This is a genomic window from Pseudomonas sp. ANT_J28, assembly GCF_008370005.1.
Lineage (GTDB): Bacteria > Pseudomonadota > Gammaproteobacteria > Pseudomonadales > Pseudomonadaceae > Aquipseudomonas > Aquipseudomonas frigoris.
The window spans coordinates 1-15,729 of the sequence record NZ_VOBM01000020.1 but is presented as its reverse complement, the minus strand read 5'-3'; the positions used below and the strand labels follow the sequence as shown (position 1 = coordinate 15,729).

Annotated in this window: 13 protein-coding genes; 4 read left to right on the top strand and 9 right to left on the bottom strand. The window is 58.5% G+C overall.

Going from position 1 to position 15,729, the window contains the following annotated elements:
• Nucleotides 1-51: 51 nt before the first annotated feature.
• The 3 genes from FQ187_RS15665 to FQ187_RS15655 all read right to left on the bottom strand — a co-directional run bounded on the left by FQ187_RS15665 (nucleotide 52) and on the right by FQ187_RS15655 (nucleotide 6,843).
• Complete coding sequence (locus tag FQ187_RS15665; RefSeq protein ID WP_256667325.1) at nucleotides 52-5,199, bottom strand: NEL-type E3 ubiquitin ligase domain-containing protein; 5,148 nt, start codon at nucleotides 5,197-5,199, stop codon at nucleotides 52-54.
• A gap of 367 nt (nucleotides 5,200-5,566) precedes the next feature.
• Nucleotides 5,567-5,872 carry a chaperone modulator CbpM gene (locus FQ187_RS15660; protein WP_149630188.1) on the bottom strand — a complete coding sequence of 102 codons (306 nt, stop codon included), beginning with the start codon at nucleotides 5,870-5,872 and terminating at the stop codon, nucleotides 5,567-5,569.
• A gap of 23 nt (nucleotides 5,873-5,895) precedes the next feature.
• Complete coding sequence (locus FQ187_RS15655) at nucleotides 5,896-6,843, bottom strand: DnaJ C-terminal domain-containing protein (RefSeq protein WP_149630187.1); 948 nt, start codon at nucleotides 6,841-6,843, stop codon at nucleotides 5,896-5,898.
• Nucleotides 6,844-7,142: 299 nt separating this feature from the next.
• Between FQ187_RS15655 and FQ187_RS15650 the strand changes: the two genes are divergently transcribed.
• Nucleotides 7,143-8,417, top strand: coding sequence for an Hsp70 family protein (locus FQ187_RS15650; RefSeq protein WP_149630186.1), 1,275 nt, complete (start codon nucleotides 7,143-7,145; stop codon nucleotides 8,415-8,417).
• A 54-nt stretch (nucleotides 8,418-8,471) separates the two neighbouring features.
• Here FQ187_RS15650 and FQ187_RS15645 read toward each other — a convergent pair whose 3' ends face one another.
• The 3 genes from FQ187_RS15645 to FQ187_RS15635 form a co-directional block, all read right to left on the bottom strand.
• Nucleotides 8,472-9,485 carry an AI-2E family transporter gene (locus FQ187_RS15645; RefSeq protein WP_149630185.1) on the bottom strand — a complete coding sequence of 338 codons (1,014 nt, stop codon included), beginning with the start codon at nucleotides 9,483-9,485 and terminating at the stop codon, nucleotides 8,472-8,474.
• A 277-nt stretch (nucleotides 9,486-9,762) separates the two neighbouring features.
• Nucleotides 9,763-10,068 carry a PsiF family protein gene (locus FQ187_RS15640; RefSeq protein WP_149630184.1) on the bottom strand — a complete coding sequence of 102 codons (306 nt, stop codon included), beginning with the start codon at nucleotides 10,066-10,068 and terminating at the stop codon, nucleotides 9,763-9,765.
• 64 nt (nucleotides 10,069-10,132) lie between these two features.
• Nucleotides 10,133-10,927 carry a helix-turn-helix transcriptional regulator gene (locus tag FQ187_RS15635; RefSeq protein WP_178122728.1) on the bottom strand — a complete coding sequence of 265 codons (795 nt, stop codon included), beginning with the start codon at nucleotides 10,925-10,927 and terminating at the stop codon, nucleotides 10,133-10,135.
• Between the two features lie 97 nt (nucleotides 10,928-11,024).
• On the opposite strand from FQ187_RS15635, the gene FQ187_RS15630 reads away from it, so the two are divergent.
• The gene (locus FQ187_RS15630; RefSeq protein WP_149630182.1) at nucleotides 11,025-11,912 is read left to right on the top strand and encodes a DMT family transporter; all 888 of its coding nucleotides are present in this window, start codon (nucleotides 11,025-11,027) and stop codon (nucleotides 11,910-11,912) included.
• 100 nt (nucleotides 11,913-12,012) lie between these two features.
• Here the strand turns inward: FQ187_RS15630 and FQ187_RS15625 are convergent, their stop codons facing one another.
• The 3 genes from FQ187_RS15625 to FQ187_RS15615 all read right to left on the bottom strand — a co-directional run bounded on the left by FQ187_RS15625 (nucleotide 12,013) and on the right by FQ187_RS15615 (nucleotide 13,946).
• Nucleotides 12,013-12,903: a triacylglycerol lipase gene (locus FQ187_RS15625; protein ID WP_149630181.1), complete on the bottom strand. Its 891-nt coding sequence runs from the start codon at nucleotides 12,901-12,903 to the stop codon at nucleotides 12,013-12,015.
• A gap of 98 nt (nucleotides 12,904-13,001) precedes the next feature.
• Nucleotides 13,002-13,307, bottom strand: a complete 306-nt coding sequence (locus FQ187_RS15620) for a multidrug efflux SMR transporter (RefSeq protein WP_008157366.1) — start codon at nucleotides 13,305-13,307, stop codon at nucleotides 13,002-13,004.
• Nucleotides 13,308-13,946, bottom strand: a complete 639-nt coding sequence (locus tag FQ187_RS15615; RefSeq protein ID WP_149630180.1) for an FMN-dependent NADH-azoreductase — start codon at nucleotides 13,944-13,946, stop codon at nucleotides 13,308-13,310.
• Between the two features lie 110 nt (nucleotides 13,947-14,056).
• Here FQ187_RS15615 and FQ187_RS15610 point away from each other — a divergent pair, with 110 nt between their 5' ends.
• Together FQ187_RS15610 and FQ187_RS15605 are read left to right on the top strand one after the other, a co-directional pair.
• Complete coding sequence (locus FQ187_RS15610) at nucleotides 14,057-15,013, top strand: LysR substrate-binding domain-containing protein (RefSeq protein WP_178122727.1); 957 nt, start codon at nucleotides 14,057-14,059, stop codon at nucleotides 15,011-15,013.
• 125 nt (nucleotides 15,014-15,138) lie between these two features.
• The gene (locus tag FQ187_RS15605) at nucleotides 15,139-15,669 is read left to right on the top strand and encodes a bacterioferritin (RefSeq protein ID WP_149630178.1); all 531 of its coding nucleotides are present in this window, start codon (nucleotides 15,139-15,141) and stop codon (nucleotides 15,667-15,669) included.
• The last annotated feature ends 60 nt before the right edge of the window (nucleotides 15,670-15,729 follow it).

Here is a 15,729-nt window from a genome sequence, read left to right as displayed (position 1 = left end):
AACGGTCAGTCATCAGTTTTGCGGGGCGACCGAAAAGGGCACTTCAACCCGTTACAATTTCGCCCGATCCATGGCTTCCTGGGTCAGTTGCAAAAGCAAGGCTTCCTTCTGCGCTTTAATTTCTGCCAGGGCCTGGTCATAAGCCTCTTCAGACATGACCTCGCCCGGAGCGAAAGCGCTTTCCGGCTTCCCGAGTTCGGCGGCCAGGACACGGATTTTTTCTTTCAAACCAGCCTTTTCCTCCAGAGTCTGGCCGGTGCTGGCGGCTCTCTCATCCAGGGCCTCCTTGAAGTCGACTGTTGCAACTTCCTTGCGGTCCAGCACTCTGAAACGCGCCCGGTTCGAACGCTTGACGAAGGATTCCCAGAACGGTTGCCCGGCAATCGAATCACGCAGCAAAGTGCCCTCTTCCAGCGCCAGAACCCTTTGGTACGCGTCTTCGATCATTTCAGTGGTGACGCCTGCAATGTTGCGAAACTGCATGCCGCGCGCCTGCCATGGAAGATCCAGCCGTTCTGCCAAATCGGTCATGAACGCCAGGTGAACCTCGACTTCGTCGATCGAGCCGGTGACATTGCCCTCGTCGTCCAGCTTGCGGAACCGCTCACCCGCTGCCTGGCGGGCGACGATATGATTCTCGGCAATACTTTCGAGTTCATCCAGCCGTGATTTGCCCTTCGCCAGCTCCACCAACCCGGCTTCAATCAAACCGACGTTGCCAAGCTCTAACGCTTCTTGAGCCAATACTTTCATCCCCATGACGTTGAACAGCTGAGTCGCACCGTCAACGCATTCGCTGCGCGCATTGGCCTCCTTGAACAATTGCTCGCGCAACGGAGCATCTTTGTTCATGGCGTCGAGCATGCGCCAGACCTTGGCCGTCAGATCGGCCCGATAGGCCCTGCTGGCCTTGAAGTCGGCTGACAGTGTCAGGGCCTGGATTTCTTCAAAGAAATCCTTCGAGTTGAATTCATCCTCCACCTCGTCCCACACCTGTTGCTTTTCCAGCCACTGACCCCGGGTCAAGCCCTCACCCCACTGGATATTGCTGCGCGCACCCAGGGGCGGATACGGACGTTCAGGGTCCATGCCCGCCGACCGGATATAGTCTTTGAGAAGGTTCAGATTGGCTTCTGACATCCAGGCAGGCTCGCGGCTGAGCCACGTACGCCCCAATAGCTCGGCCTGCCAGGTGCCGGGGGTGACCTGCGGAATGTTGCTCAGCGGGTTGTTGCGAAGGTCCAGAAAAAAATGACGATACCGATTACGAGCGAAAAGCCCCGGCGGCCAGCCAGTCGCTCCGGTGCTGGACAAATCCAGAGTATGCAAATCAGCCATGCGACTGACGTGCGGCAGCATCCCCAAGGGGTTATTCCCCAAGCGTAACGAGACCAGGCGCGTACTTTTTTTGAGCATTTGCTGATCGGCGTCGTTAAGCACTATCTGGTTGCTTGTCAGATCCAGGTCTGTGAGGTGCGGCATCTCGGCGATGCTCGGGGGCACCCTGGTCAGATTGTTTTTGGCCACGTCCAGTACGCGGAGTTTACGAAATTGCTGAAAAAACGGTTGCTCGATGTTCGACAAGCCTGAATTGCGCAACCACAGGCGCGTAACGTGATCGAAATTGGCCTCCAGCGTCGGCATACCATCAATGTGCGCCCGCATATTGAAGTCGCTCAGGTCCAACGTCTGGCCCATCACGCCCCCATGCGCATCCACGTGTCTTGGACCGGTACGTTGCCAGCACTGCCTGATCTTTCTGGCAAGAATTTCCCTGGCATTCCTCTCGGCCACACCACTGAGGCCGTAACGAAAGCCCCGGGTCGGTCCGTTTACCCAACGGTTCAGGGTAGACACCATCTGGTCGAACTCTATTTCCAGGGCCTGGATCTGCGCGCCAAGCGACGTGCCTCGCTGGCTCAAGGCCTGGATAAAGGTTTCAAGCTCAGGATCAGTGAGGGTTGGATAAAGGCTGCGCACCCGATGCCGTGCCGTCGCCTCCCTTGCTGTGCGTTGATAGCCGTCCATGCCTCCCAACAACTTCATGCTCTGTGGGTCGTAGGCCGGTTTGCGAACCGGATGCTCAAGCAACGTCGATTCAAACTGATCGCGACCCAACGGGGAACGCTGTACTTCAAATTTCAGCCGTTCAGCTTCGTGCACGCCATAGCCCAATGCGTTGCGCTGGGCATCGGGCAGTGCTTGCAAGATTGACGGGTAGAACTCATCCGGGCCGTGCAAAGGCTGATCATGGGCATCGCGCACCTGATAGCGCCCGTCCTCTTCGAGAATCAACACTCTGAGAATCGACGCATTTTGCGGCCCGACACTGGCGTGCAGTTTGCCGGCGAATCCCAATTCACGAACTTCGATCCGCACATCGGCGGACCATCCCGGCAAACCGCTCAGCGAAACCAGTTCGAGTCTGCGGGTGTCGGCACCGGCCAGTTCCTCAAGGAAGAGACCCTCATAGGCGCGGTTCACGCGCACACGGTCTCGCAGCTGTCGGGCATTTTGGCGCAAGCGCAGCGAGACACTTTGCTTTTCGCTCAGGTGCTGCAGGTCTGTCGGTTCGGCATGCTCCAGCAGCTCCTCGGCAACGCTGGCCGGCAACTCGGGAACGTCATTGCGCAGTCGTTGCACACGAGGATCGCTGGACACATCACGGCCCTTATAAAGGCCCTCGAACACGGCTTTTTTATGTTTCCCCGCTTGCGTGACCATCTGTTTGCGCAGCGCATCAATACGCTCGGGTGTGCCACGCCCTACCTGATCGCCAAGCAGGTGGCGAACCTCGGTTTCGTCCAGCGACTCAATCACCCGCTCGGGCAGCTTGCCCGCCGCGAGTTCCGAGCGACTGACCTTGATCGTCATCGGCTCAGACGCCGTTGCGTTACCGTGTTTGAACGATGCCCCCGAGCGATCCGCAGCCTCGAATACTTCCAACGCCCGGTTCTCGGGCCAGTGCGGCAGTTCAACCATGACCTCTGGCACAAAGCCGACCAGCGCGTCTGGAATCTCGTTGGCCTCGATGTGCTGAGCAAATCCCTCCGCATCCGCGTAGGTGTTGAAACGGGTGAGGGTATCGCGCAACAACGCTGGCGGGCTCTCATGCTCGACGTGCAACCTGCGCAACAGACTTTCATCGACCCCGCTCACTCGCTGAATCCTGGCCAGCGTCTGGCCGGAGTACTTTTGCGTGTCGCTATTCATGCGCCGCATCAATCGACTTGCCTCCCACTCCAGCGGCCTTTCGGTCTCAACCTTCCAGGCACCGGCATTGTTGTGCTCCACCACCGGTTTATACGCCCTGGGACGCTTTGGATGTTCCAGTCGATGCTGCCCGGTCTGCGGGTCCTGGCTCACCTGGTAGTGCTTGTCCTCCAGCCGTAGCCACTGCTTGGCGCCGTGTTCATGCAGGCCGATTTCATTCGGTTTCGAATCGGCAGGCAGCGCCACCGAGTGTTCGTAAGGCCCGAGGTCGGGCTTCCACAAGCGGGTCTCGCCACCGGGCATCTCGACCGGTTTGAGGTTATCCACCAGCGCGCTGGGCTTTACCGCCGCCACGCCTTTGGGCAGTACATGACCAACGCTCATCAACGCCAATTGGGCAAAGTTGATCAACACGCCGTTAATGTGGGCGGCCGCTTCATCACGGTCACCTTTGCTCCAGTCTTCCAGCCCCTCAATCAGCTCGTCGGCGATCTGCGCCACCATCACCCCCAACAGCACTTCACCGACGCCGGGGATCAGCATCCCGACAAAGTTGAACACGTTCCAACCGATGTCCAGGTAGCTGGACAGGCGCTTCCAGCGGGTGGTGTCGTCTTCATCCCCGGTCGGTACCGCTATCACGCGCGCATCGGCGATGGCTTTGTCGCGCTTGTCGACATACAGCCATTGCCACAGATCACCGGCAATCAGGTTGGTGATGGGCTCGGCGGTGGGGTTCTCGACCGCGGTTTCCCGCCACCAGGGGCCCATGTCCAACGGTTCGCGCTGCTGCCAGACAATACGCGTCAGCCGTTCGTTGACCCGGGCGAAGAATCGGCCCTTGTCCTTTTGCCTCACGAAACGACTGAAAAACGCCTGATACTCCCGATCGCGCAATTGGCTGAGCAGTTCTTTCATGAAGTCGGCGAGGGACTTGTATTCTTTGATCGGGTGCAGCGGGTCGTCCGGCACATAAGCAATCACCGGCCCATCCAGATGGCTTTGCTGATAAATGTCTTCACGACGCATCATGTCCTCTTGGACACCGGAAGGACCGTTGGCCAGGAACGACTGCAGCAGTTTGAACTTGTCGTATTCACTGCCCGGCAGTACCGGCACACGGTGCGACCAGTTGCTCCAGAACTTCAGAGCGTCAGGCGTCAATGAGTCGATCAACGGCTTGAGCTTGCTCGGCCGAGTCACCGCACTGAACAACACGATACCGTGCAACGGGAAACCCATCAGTGTCAGTCGATGCTGGTGCAGCGGTTGATGATGGAAGGTGATATCGGGCTTGCTATCGCGAACCTGTTGAAGTTTGCCGTACGCGTACTCACTGATATCGTCTTTTAACATGGCCATCAGCGCATCCATATTGAACGCGCCTTTCTGCGCAGCCACCCCGTTCTTTTCCAATAAGCGCCTGGCGTCTGGATCGGCTGGCAACAGGATGCTTTTAATATGGGTCTGGTACTGCGCACCAATATCCAGGCGCCGGCAATACGTGGCGACTTTTGCGACCGTCATCGGTTTGAAAAGGGTCTGTTCACCGCGGAAGTTGTTGTAATACACCCCGGAACCGGTGCGGAAATAATCTTCCGCCGTTTCCGGCTCTTCAAAATTATGCAACGCCGCGTCCATCAAGGCGGACTCACGCAAATAACTGGCCCCTCTGTCGATCACCAGAAGGATCTTGTCCGGCACATATAATTTCAGCCTCAGCGTCCTGAGTATGTCGGTATCAATGTTGAACTTTGACCGGAAGTACGAGGACAGGAGGGGCAGGGCAAACGCCTGGATGTCCTGTTGCAGATCTTTCAGGGAGTCATCCACCAACGCTTGCAAACGCCAGCGTTCCTCGATCAGTTCATTGAGGTACTGCCGTCGCAGGCTCGACGTATTCAAGTACCAATTGGGCAATGTTGCGTTTGTGCCGTCCAGCGATAACAGACGGCTGATGGGCGCGTCGGTAATTGCGCGGGGCAATGCACCGATAATACGTTCGAAGTGAGGCCCCTTATTTTCAGCGGTAGTAACCAGCTTCCTTATAAGATGTTCCGTTCCATTTAATCCAGACATTACGTAACAACCAAAGATAACGATAGAAGCAATCAGCTTAGGCGGCACCCCCTAAAATAAAAGACTAAAAAACTGCTCAACCAGCGACAGGTCAATAGCGTGATCATTCAAAAATTAAAGAGTTGAACATACATAAATAACACCCTATGCCCAAATCTATGTGGCAAGCATTAAGAGCCGCTGGACAATCTTGATCCGCCGGAACCGCTGAAAGGCTGCACTTCGAGGTAAACCGGAGACTTTCGGCGCGTGCAGGCTGCGATCTTTTTGGGGGCTACTCGCCCACCAACCGCCCCAACCGCTGCTTGAGCATACGGTTCTCGGCCCGTAGTTGCTGAACCTCTTCCAGCAGGTCCAGCGCCAGGGCGACGCCTTCCCATTCCAGCTCCAGATCGTGCCGCAGCTTGGCGGCACGTTTGGCCAGCGCCAACTCATAATCGTTGAAACGCCAATCCTTGGGCTGGTTGCCCTGAGGTTCGAGGATGCCGTGTTCGACGATTTCGATCACGTAGACGTCCGACAGGTCGGTCGCCTCACAGAATTCTGCCATGTCCAGTTGAACGATCAGGGGGGGGCTCATGATGGGCTACTCCGTCTCTTGGATCAGAAGTTTTCTCTGGGGTTGAAAGCCGCTTTTTTCGCCAGTTCCTGCCACAACGCCTTGACCTCATCGTCCGAGGTTTTAGGCATCACGGCCTTGAGTTGTACAAACAGATAACCGCGATGGCCGGCCTTGTTCATCAAACCGTGGCCCTTGGCGCGCATGCGCTGGCCATTCTGGCTGCCGGCCGGAATCTTGAGGTTGATCTTGCCTGTCAGTGTAGGCACTGCCACCTCAGTACCTAATGCCAACTCCCACGGAGCCAACGGCAAGGTAATGATCAGGTTTTCGCCTTCGACGTCGAACTTGGGGTGCGGCGCAAAGCGAATGATCAAGAACAAGTCGCCATTGGCCCCGCCACCCGTGCCCGGTGCACCCTGGCCCTTGAGGCGGATGCGCTCGCCGTCGGTCACGCCGGCCGGGATCTTCACGTTCAGGCTTTTGCTGGTGTTGCTGACATGCTGGCCGGCCGCGTTGTACTGCGGCACCTGGAAGGTGACCTTCTTCGATTCGTTCGAAAGGGTTTCTTCCAGAAAAATCCCGAGTTCCATTTCCACGTCTTGCCCTCGACGCCCGGCGCTACGGCCCGACTGTCCACCCCCAAAACCAGGGCCACGGTTGCCGAAAACCGAACTGAAGAAGTCCGAAAAATCGCCTGTGTCCTGACCACCGCCGAAACCGCCTGCGCCACGACCCTGCCAACCCGGCGGGCCCTGGAACGGTTGGCCGTGCTGGCCGTATTTGCGCAAGTCGTCGTATTCGGCGCGCTTGTCGGCGCTTTTCAGCGCTTCATAGGCTTCCGAGGCGTCTTTGAATTTGGACTCGGCGTCCTTTTCCTTGCTGACGTCCGGGTGATACTTGCGCGCCAGCTTGCGATAGGCGGCCTTGATCGTCTTATCGTCCGCGGTCGGTTCCACACCGAGAATCTTGTAATAGTCTTTGAAGTCCATCTAAGGATCACCATCCGTTATCGATATCGCGCCACCACCGGCAGCATGCGCTTATTGGCAGCCGCCAGGTTGACCGATCTCAAGGTTGTGACCGGGCAGCGCATCAGAAGTTTATATCGGCAGCGGTGGGCGGTTCTTGCGACCGTCCGATGGCTGCCAGGCCCAATGCAGACAAGTTTGGGGCATCGGGGCATCTTATCAAGGCGCTAATCGCTGAGATTTAGCGGATAGTCGGCCTTCGAATCTGCGCCGCACTGACATACACTGCGCGGCCGTTTTTTAACCGGAACTCGAAAGACATGAAAAACGCATCTCCAGCCCGTGCCTGTGGTATCGACTTCGGCACGTCCAACTCCACCGTCGGCTGGCTGCGCCCCGGCATGGAAACGCTGATCGCGCTGGAGGACGACAAGATCACCCTGCCTTCGGTGGTCTTCTTCAACATGGAAGAACGCCGCCCGGTGTACGGCCGCCTCGCGCTGCACGAGTACCTGGAAGGCTATGAAGGCCGGTTGATGCGCTCGCTCAAGAGCCTGCTGGGCTCCAAGCTGATCAAGCACGACACCAGCGTTCTGGGCACGGCGATGCCGTTCAAGGACCTGCTCGGGCTGTTTATCGGCCAATTGAAGAAGCGCGCCGAAACCGCCGCCGGTCGCGAGTTCGATGAAGTGGTGCTCGGTCGTCCGGTGTTCTTCGTCGATGACGATGAAATGGCCGACCAGGAAGCCGAAAACACCCTGGTGGACGTGGCCCGCGCCATCGGTTTCAAAGACGTTTCGTTCCAGTACGAACCGATTGCGGCGGCTTTCGACTATGAGTCGACCATCGAAAAAGAAGAGCTGGTACTGATCGTCGACATCGGCGGTGGTACGTCAGACTTCTCGCTGGTGCGTCTGTCCCCTGAACGCCGTACCCACGACAACCGTCACGATGACATCCTCGCCACCGGCGGCGTACACATCGGCGGGACCGATTTCGACAAGCAACTGAGCCTGCAAGGCCTGATGCCTCTGTTCGGCTATGGCAGCCGGATGAAGAGCGGCGCTTACATGCCGACCAGCCACCACATGAACCTGGCGACCTGGCACACCATCAACTCGGTGTATTCGCAGAAGTCGACCCTGGCACTGGGCAGCATGCGTTACGACATCGAAGACACCGGCGGCATCGATCGCCTGTTCAAGCTGATCGACCAGCGCGCCGGCCACTGGCTGGCCATGGAAGTGGAAGAAACCAAGATCCAGCTGACCAACGCCGACAGCCGCCATGTGCCGCTGGACCGCATCGAACCGGGTTTGAGCGTGGAGTTGAGCCGGGCACTGTTCGAATCGGCCATCGACAACCTGCTCGAGCGCGTGCGCAACAGCGTGACCCAGTTGCTGAACGATGCCAATGTGCGGGTCGATCAGGTGGATACGGTGTTTTTCACCGGTGGTTCGAGCGGGATTCCGGCACTGCGCAACAGCGTCTCGGCGATGTTGCCGAACGCACGGCATGTGGAAGGGAACATCTTTGGCAGTATCGGCAGTGGCCTGGCGATTGAAGCGATGAAGCGCTACGGCAACATGGACTGACCCGAAACCGAGCCTGCTCGCGAAGGCGTCGGCCCAGGCGCTGCATCTCTTGGATCAAACCATCCCCACCTGCTTCAACTCACTCTTCAGATACGCGTAATAAATCGGCCCTGCCACCACCCCCGGCAGGCCGAACGCGGCCTCGAACACCAGCATCGCCAGCAGCAACTCCCACGACTTGGCACTGATCTGCCCGCCAACGATGCGCGCGTTGAGAAAGTATTCGAGCTTGTGGATAAAAATCAGGTACCCCAGCGCCGCCACGGCCACCCAGATCGACAGCGACAGACCGACGATGGTGATCAGGGTGTTCGACATCAGGTTGCCGATCACCGGCAACAAGCCGAGCAGGAACGTCAGCACGATCAGGGTTTTGGTCAGTGGCAGCTTGATCCCGAACATCGGCAGGACCACCGCCAGGAAAATCCCGGTGAAGAAGGTGTTGAGCAGGGAAATCTTGATCTGGGCGAACACGATGTTGCGAAACGCCTGGACCAGCAGGTGCAAGCGGTCGAACAGCGCGGCGGCCAAGGGCTTGCGCTTGGTCACGTCCGGCACGCGTTGCAAGGCAATAATCGCCCCCAGCACCATGCCGATCAGCAGCGTCACAAACATGTGCGCCGCGTCCTTGCCCACCAGTTGCAAGTCGCTTAGATGCTTGCTCACCCACTCGCCAATCGCCACGCGGAACTCGGCGGCGCTGGCGGGCAGATAGGCGTCAATGAACGGCGGCAGTTGCCCGCGCGCCCGATCAACCACACCCATGAATTTGTCGAGAGAAGCGCCGGGGTTTTCCGCTTCATGCAGCAGAAAGCTGAAGGCACCGGCAAAGATCAGCGTCAACACACTGACCACCAGCGTCCCCAACAACGCCACCGCCAGCCAGCGCGCGCGCCGACCTTCGATCAGTCGCTGCAATTGCGGGGTGAGCATGTTGACCAGTTCGAACACCAGCAGCCCGGCTAGCAGACTGGGCAGCAACCGCAGCGGTATCACCAGCAACAAACCGCCGAAAATGATGACCCAACTGATGAGTAGCAAGACGTGACGTTGAGAAAACGTTGGCATACAGCCTCAAAACGAACGGCGTAAAAGGATTGGCAGTCTGCCAGCGTTCCGATGCCAGCACTAGGGATTGTGTAGGTCGACCTTGGTCGCAATGGTGGCGGATTTTTGCAATGTCATTGCCGGCCTCTTCGCGAGCAAGCCCGCACACACATTCGACCGAGTTCTTCCAGATGGAATGCGGCTAAATGTGGGAGCGGCGGTGCGACGATTCGACTTGCTCGCGAAGGGGACCTCACAGTCCCCCACAAATCTCCCGCCCCACCCATGACCCTGTTGTTTATTTCTTCTTCAGGCAATCACTCATGAAGGCTTTGCGCGCGTCGCCTTTGAGGGCTTGAGTGGCGGCATCGGCGTTACAGGTTTTCATCTTCTCTTGCTGAGGGGTAAGGGTTTTGACGTCATTGGCGGCCGGTGCCGCTTTCAGGCACGTGCTCATGAAGGCTTTGCGCTCATCACCCTTGAGGCTTTTTGCGGTGGCGTCAGCATTGCAGGTGGTCATTTTGTTCTGTTGGGCAGTGGCGGCAAATCCCTGGGAGCAGAGCAGCAAACCAATCATCAACAAAGGGGCACGCAACATCTTCATGGAGTTTTCTCCTTGTTGCCGCGCCGAGGAGCACGGCCTCGCTCTGGAGTGTAGACAACACCTGTTACACCTTCCTGCTCTCAAGGTGGCTGCGTCGATACTGTTCCGGCGTGCACTCCGCCTGGCGTTGAAACATCGCGATAAACGCTGAACCGGTGCTGTAGCCCATATCGAAGGCGATTTCCTGAATGCTGCGTTGGCTGTCCAGCGCTTCGATAGCCGCCAGAAACCGCAACCGCTGCCGCCACTCACCAAAACTCATACCCAACTCACGCACGAATCGCCGCGCCAGGGTGCGTTCGCTGACATGGATCTGCGCGGCCCATTCCGCCAAGGGCCGGTTATCACCGGGCTCGGCCTGCAAGGCTTCGAGTATCCCGAGCAAGCCGGGGCTGCTGGCGTAGGGCAAATAACACTCGTGGATGGGCGCCTGTTGCAGCTGATCTACCAACACCTGAGCCAGACGTTTGTCAGCGTCGTGCTCGGGAATCTTCACATCGCGTGCGGCAAAGTCTTTGAGGATCGCTTTGAGGATGTCGCTGATGGCCAGGGTGCAGGCCTGTTGCGGCAGATCCTGGCACATCGGCGGAGCCAGGCAGACCGCGCGATAGTTGATTGGCTGGTTGCTATAGAAACTGTGCTCGGTCTGCGGCGGCACCCACACCGCATATTGCGGCGGTGACATAAAGCGGCTGCCACCGATGTCCATGTGCAATACGCCATGGGCCGAATACTCCAGCGTGCCCCATGGATGACGGTGCGCCGAGGCATAACGATGCGCATCAAAGTCGGCATAACGGAAGTACACCGGGGCAGGCAGTTCGCTGAAGTCGAGCAGATCGATGTGTTTACTGTTCATGCTGTCCGTCATCAGGGGCAGGTTGTCTGGATCGAAGTATAGGCTTGCATCCAGACAGGTGGATAATTGCCCCTCATTAACGTTCTGGTTTTCTCTGATGCAATACGCTTATCCCCTGCTGGCCATTTTCATCTGGGCCGGCAACACCGTGATCACCAAAATGTCGGCCGGGGCGATCTTCCCCGCCGAGATCGGCTTTTACCGCTGGCTGCTTGCCGGACTGCTGTTCACACCCTTCATGCTCAAACCGGTGATCGCCCATTGGCCAGCGATCCGCCCGAACCTGGGCAAGATCTTTGTGCTCGGCGTGCTCGGCATGGCTGTTTACCAAAGCCTGGCGTACTTCGCGGCGAGCCTGACCTCGGCCACCAATATGGGCATCATCCTGTCGCTGATGCCGTTGATGTCACTGGCCATGGCGATCATTAGCCTCGGCCAGCGCCTGACCATCGGGGCCTTGGGCGGAGCGGTGCTGTCGTTTGCGGGGGTTTTGGTGGTCGTCTCGTCCGGCAGCCTTGGTGCGCTGCTGGAGCATGGCGTGAATCTAGGTGACGCGATGATGCTGATCGCCACCCTGGCCTACGCGATCTACAGCACGCTGCTGAAAAAGTGGCAGCTACGTTTACCGCCGCTGGTGTTGCTGTATTTGCAGGTATGGGTAGCGGTGGTGGTGCTGTTTCCGCTGTTCCTCGCTTCACCGAAGATCGGCCCGACGCTGCAGAACATTCCGCTGGTGCTTTACGCCTGCCTGTTGGCCTCGATGGTTGCGCCATTGGCGTGGATGCAGGCCGTGATCCGCCTGGGGCCGAGCCGGACTACGCTGTTTTTCAATCTGCTGCCGTTGATTACTGCGCTGATTGCGGCGGTGGTGCTGCATGAACAGTTGGCGATGTATCACTTGGTCGGTGGAGTGTTGACGCTGGGCGGGGTGATTCTTTCCGAGCGCTGGACCACCGTATTGGGCCGTAAGACTTGCGTCGTTTGATCTGACGCTTTCGCGAGCAAGCCCGCTCCCACATTTTGGAATGCATTCCCCTGTGGGAGCTTGCTCCGGGCGGCGTTCCGACGAAGAACGATAACGCGGTCTAAACCCCGGCCGCTTTCAGCCGCGCCGCATGCTCGACAAACAACCGCACCGGCTCCGCGCCCTTGCCCACCAAACCCAACGACTGATTGACGATGTCAAAGTGATCCATCGGATACTCATCGCCGATCACTGTCCCCAGATGCGAGCTGTAACGCCCGACCATTCCGTCGCAATGCCCGACCTCTCGAACGAAGGTCCTGGCAAATAACCGGCAACTGCGATTAGTCCCATCAAACAGGTTTCGCCCGCGATCGGTCTTGCCCGGCTGCAAGGTCCCGGACCATGAGTAATACCGCACGCCATTGACCTCTTCCGGCCCATGCCCGCCCCAGGTTTCAGGCAAGCCCTGTGGATAACGCTGGTTGAACAGCGCCACGCCTTCAGTCGTCAGTGAATGATGGGAGGCATGGATATCCACCGGCAGTTTCGGCCCGCGATAACCGGTTTCCAGCAGGCTCATCAGCGCACTGATCCAGCGCAGTAAAACGCTGAGCAAACGCCCCTTGGCGCTGTCTCCCGGACAGTGTTTGTGCAGGTAATCCGCCAGTTCTGAACCGTGATTGGGTCCTGCCACCGAGGTAACCGAGGCGACCCGGTCCGGGCGTTTGGCGGCGGCATAACGGGCGGTCAGCGCCCCTTGGCTATGGCCGATCAGGTTGACTTTCTCGGCCCCGGTTTCCCGCAGAATTTCCTCGATCCGCGCCAGCAGTTGCTCGCCGCGTACTTCGCAGGAATTGATCGGCGAGACCTGCACCGCGATCACCGTTGCGCCACCCCGGCGCAGCGCCGAGATGATTCCGTACCAATACGGATAAAGCAGCAGACGGATAAACCCGAGCATTCCCGGAACCAGCACCAACGGGCAACGCGTGGCAGAACCTTGCGACATGGACAAACTTCCTTGTGATCGGTGAGATGACACCAGGCTGAATGCAAGACATCAGCCAAGCATCGGCATCGAAGATGACCAGTCTATGACATCCCGCCCTACTTCAGCCCCACCACCCCCGCCACGATCAATCCGACCGACACCAGTTTGACCGCCGTCAGACTTTCGCCGAGCAGCGCAAACCCGAGAAACACCGTGCCCAGTGAGCCGATGGCGGTCCAGATCGGGTAAGCGATGCTCACCGGCAACTCACGCATGGCCAGGGTCAGGAAGTAAATCCCGCCAACGGCTGCTACCACGGTGATCATCGACGGCCAGAGCCGGGTGAAGCCTTCGGCGTACTTCATGCCCATGGCAAAGGTGACTTCGAAGCCGGCGGCGATCAGCAAAAACAGCCAGGCCATCTAGAACTCCCTGGCCAGCGCCCGCAAACGCTGCTCGGCCTCGGCGGCGGAGATCTGGAAGGTGCGCGCCTCGGATTCTTCGCCTTCGGCGGCCACGACCGTGATGTCGGTGATGCCGATGAACCCCAATGCCGTTCGCAACAACGGATCGGCATGGTTCATCGCCTCAAGTTCTCCACCGGGCCCGAAACCGAACCCGCCGCGACTGGTGACGATCAACGCCTTTTTGCCCTGCACCAGCGGTTCGTATTGAGCGACGCCATTGTCCAGTGTGTGATTGAAGGTCAACCCCAACCGCACAATCTGATCGATCCAGGCCTTGAGGCCGCTGGGCACGCTGAAGTTGTGCATCGGCGTGGAAATCACCAATAAATCGTGACCGAGTAACTCGCCCACCAGTTCATCGCTGAACGCCAGGTCGGCCTGCATCGACAGCGGCCGCGCATCGGGTTCGGGGTAAAACGCGGCGGCCACAAAAGCCTCGTTGACCGGCGGAATCAACGCCCGACCGACTTCGCGACGGGTCAGGTGCGACCGCGGATTGGCCGCTTGCCAGGCTGAAAGAAACACCTCGGCCAAGCGCCGGGAGTGAGAACGGTCGCCACGGGGGCTGGCATGTACGGCAAGAATTGTGCTCATCTGAATCTCCTGAAGGACTAAACTCAAACTGCTTGTGGCTTGCAGCTTGAAGCGCGCAGCCGTCCCTCTTCAAATGAGCAAAAATCAGTCTGAATGAATTTTTTTCATCCATGGAGCTTTCAATGTTTGCCTCGCTGCCGCTGACCGCCCTGCGCGCTTTTGAATCCGCCTCGCGCCTGCTGAGCTTCAAGGCCGCCGCCGAAGAACTCTCGGTGACGCCGACGGCGGTTTCCCATCAGATCCGTTCGCTGGAGACCTGGCTCGGTGTGCCGTTATTCGAGCGACTTCCACGGCAAGTTCGCCTGACGGACTGCGGTGAACGGCTGTTCCACAGCTTGCACGGTGCCTTGCTGGAAGTGGCGCAAAGTGTCGATACACTGCGCCCGCAACGCAGCGGCGCGAGCCTGACGATCTCCACCACCGCCGCTTTCGCTGCGTTATGGCTGGTGCCCCGGCTGGGCCGGTTCTACGCCCGGCATCCGAACATCAGCCTGCGGCTCGATACCCATTGTGAAGTCATCGATTTGCATCAGGACGCCAGCGTCGATCTGGTGCTGCGCTATAGCCTCGGTGATTACCCGAACCTTTATGGCCTGTGTCTGTTCGACGAATCCTTCGGTGTTTATGGCTCGCCGGAGCAAGTCGCCCTGGCCGCCAGCCGAGCGCCGACGCTGATCAGCGTGCGCTGGCATAACTCCAAACTGTACGCCCACGGCTGGGAGGCCTGGTGCGCACAATCCGGCGAGAACTGGCTTGCGGGGAAGCCAGCGGTTCGCGAATACGACGAAGAACATTACGCCCTGCAAGCGGCGATTGCCGGGCAAGGCCTGGTGCTGGCGAGCAACATTCTGGTGTCCGAGAGCGTGGCCAGTGGATTGCTGGTGGCTTACAAGGGTGAGGTTCAGGTCGATGGTGCCGGTTACGCTGCACTGTGTGTGCCGGGACGCGAACGGCATCCGCCGGTCCGGGCGTTTTTTGCGTGGTTGCAGGAAGAAGCAGCGTTGTCGGGGCTATTGCCAAGATCGCGGCCTTCGGCAGCGCCTATGGGAGAACGTATTCCAAGGTAGGTGCCTGCGATCTTTTCGATTGGCAAACTACATAAAACTTTTCGCCGCGCTCATCACTCACACCTTAGGTAGCGATCACTTCTATAGAAGGTGACGCAAACCGGATTAGCTTCCAGGAGATCGAGATGAGCGACATGCATTTGTCTGATGTAACCACCCTTCGCGAACGTGCCCGCAAGAACGTCGAGAACGGCGCGGTGACCGAAAGCTACAGCGCCGACCGTGAAGAAGTGCTGCGCCTGCTCAACGAATCGCTGGCCACCGAACTGGTCTGCGTGTTGCGCTACAAGCGCCACTACTTTATGGCCAGCGGCCTGAAAGCCCAGGTCGCCGCCGATGAATTCCTCGAACACGCGACCCAGGAAGCCCAACACGCCGACCGATTGGCCGAGCGTATCGTGCAACTGGGCGGTGAGCCGGAGTTCAACCCTGATCTGCTGTCGAAAAACTCCCACGCTCAATACGTGGCCGGCAATAGTCTCAAAGAGATGGTCTACGAAGACCTGGTCGCTGAGCGCATTGCCATCGACAGCTACCGCGAGATCATTCAGTACATCGGCGAAAAAGACCCGACCACCCGGCGCATCTTCGAAGATATCCTGGCCCAGGAAGAAGAGCATGCCGATGACATGGCCGACCTTCTGAAAGATATGTAGCGCCTATTAAACCGCTTTCGCGAGCAAGCCCGCTCCCACATTGGACCGCGGTCCAATGTG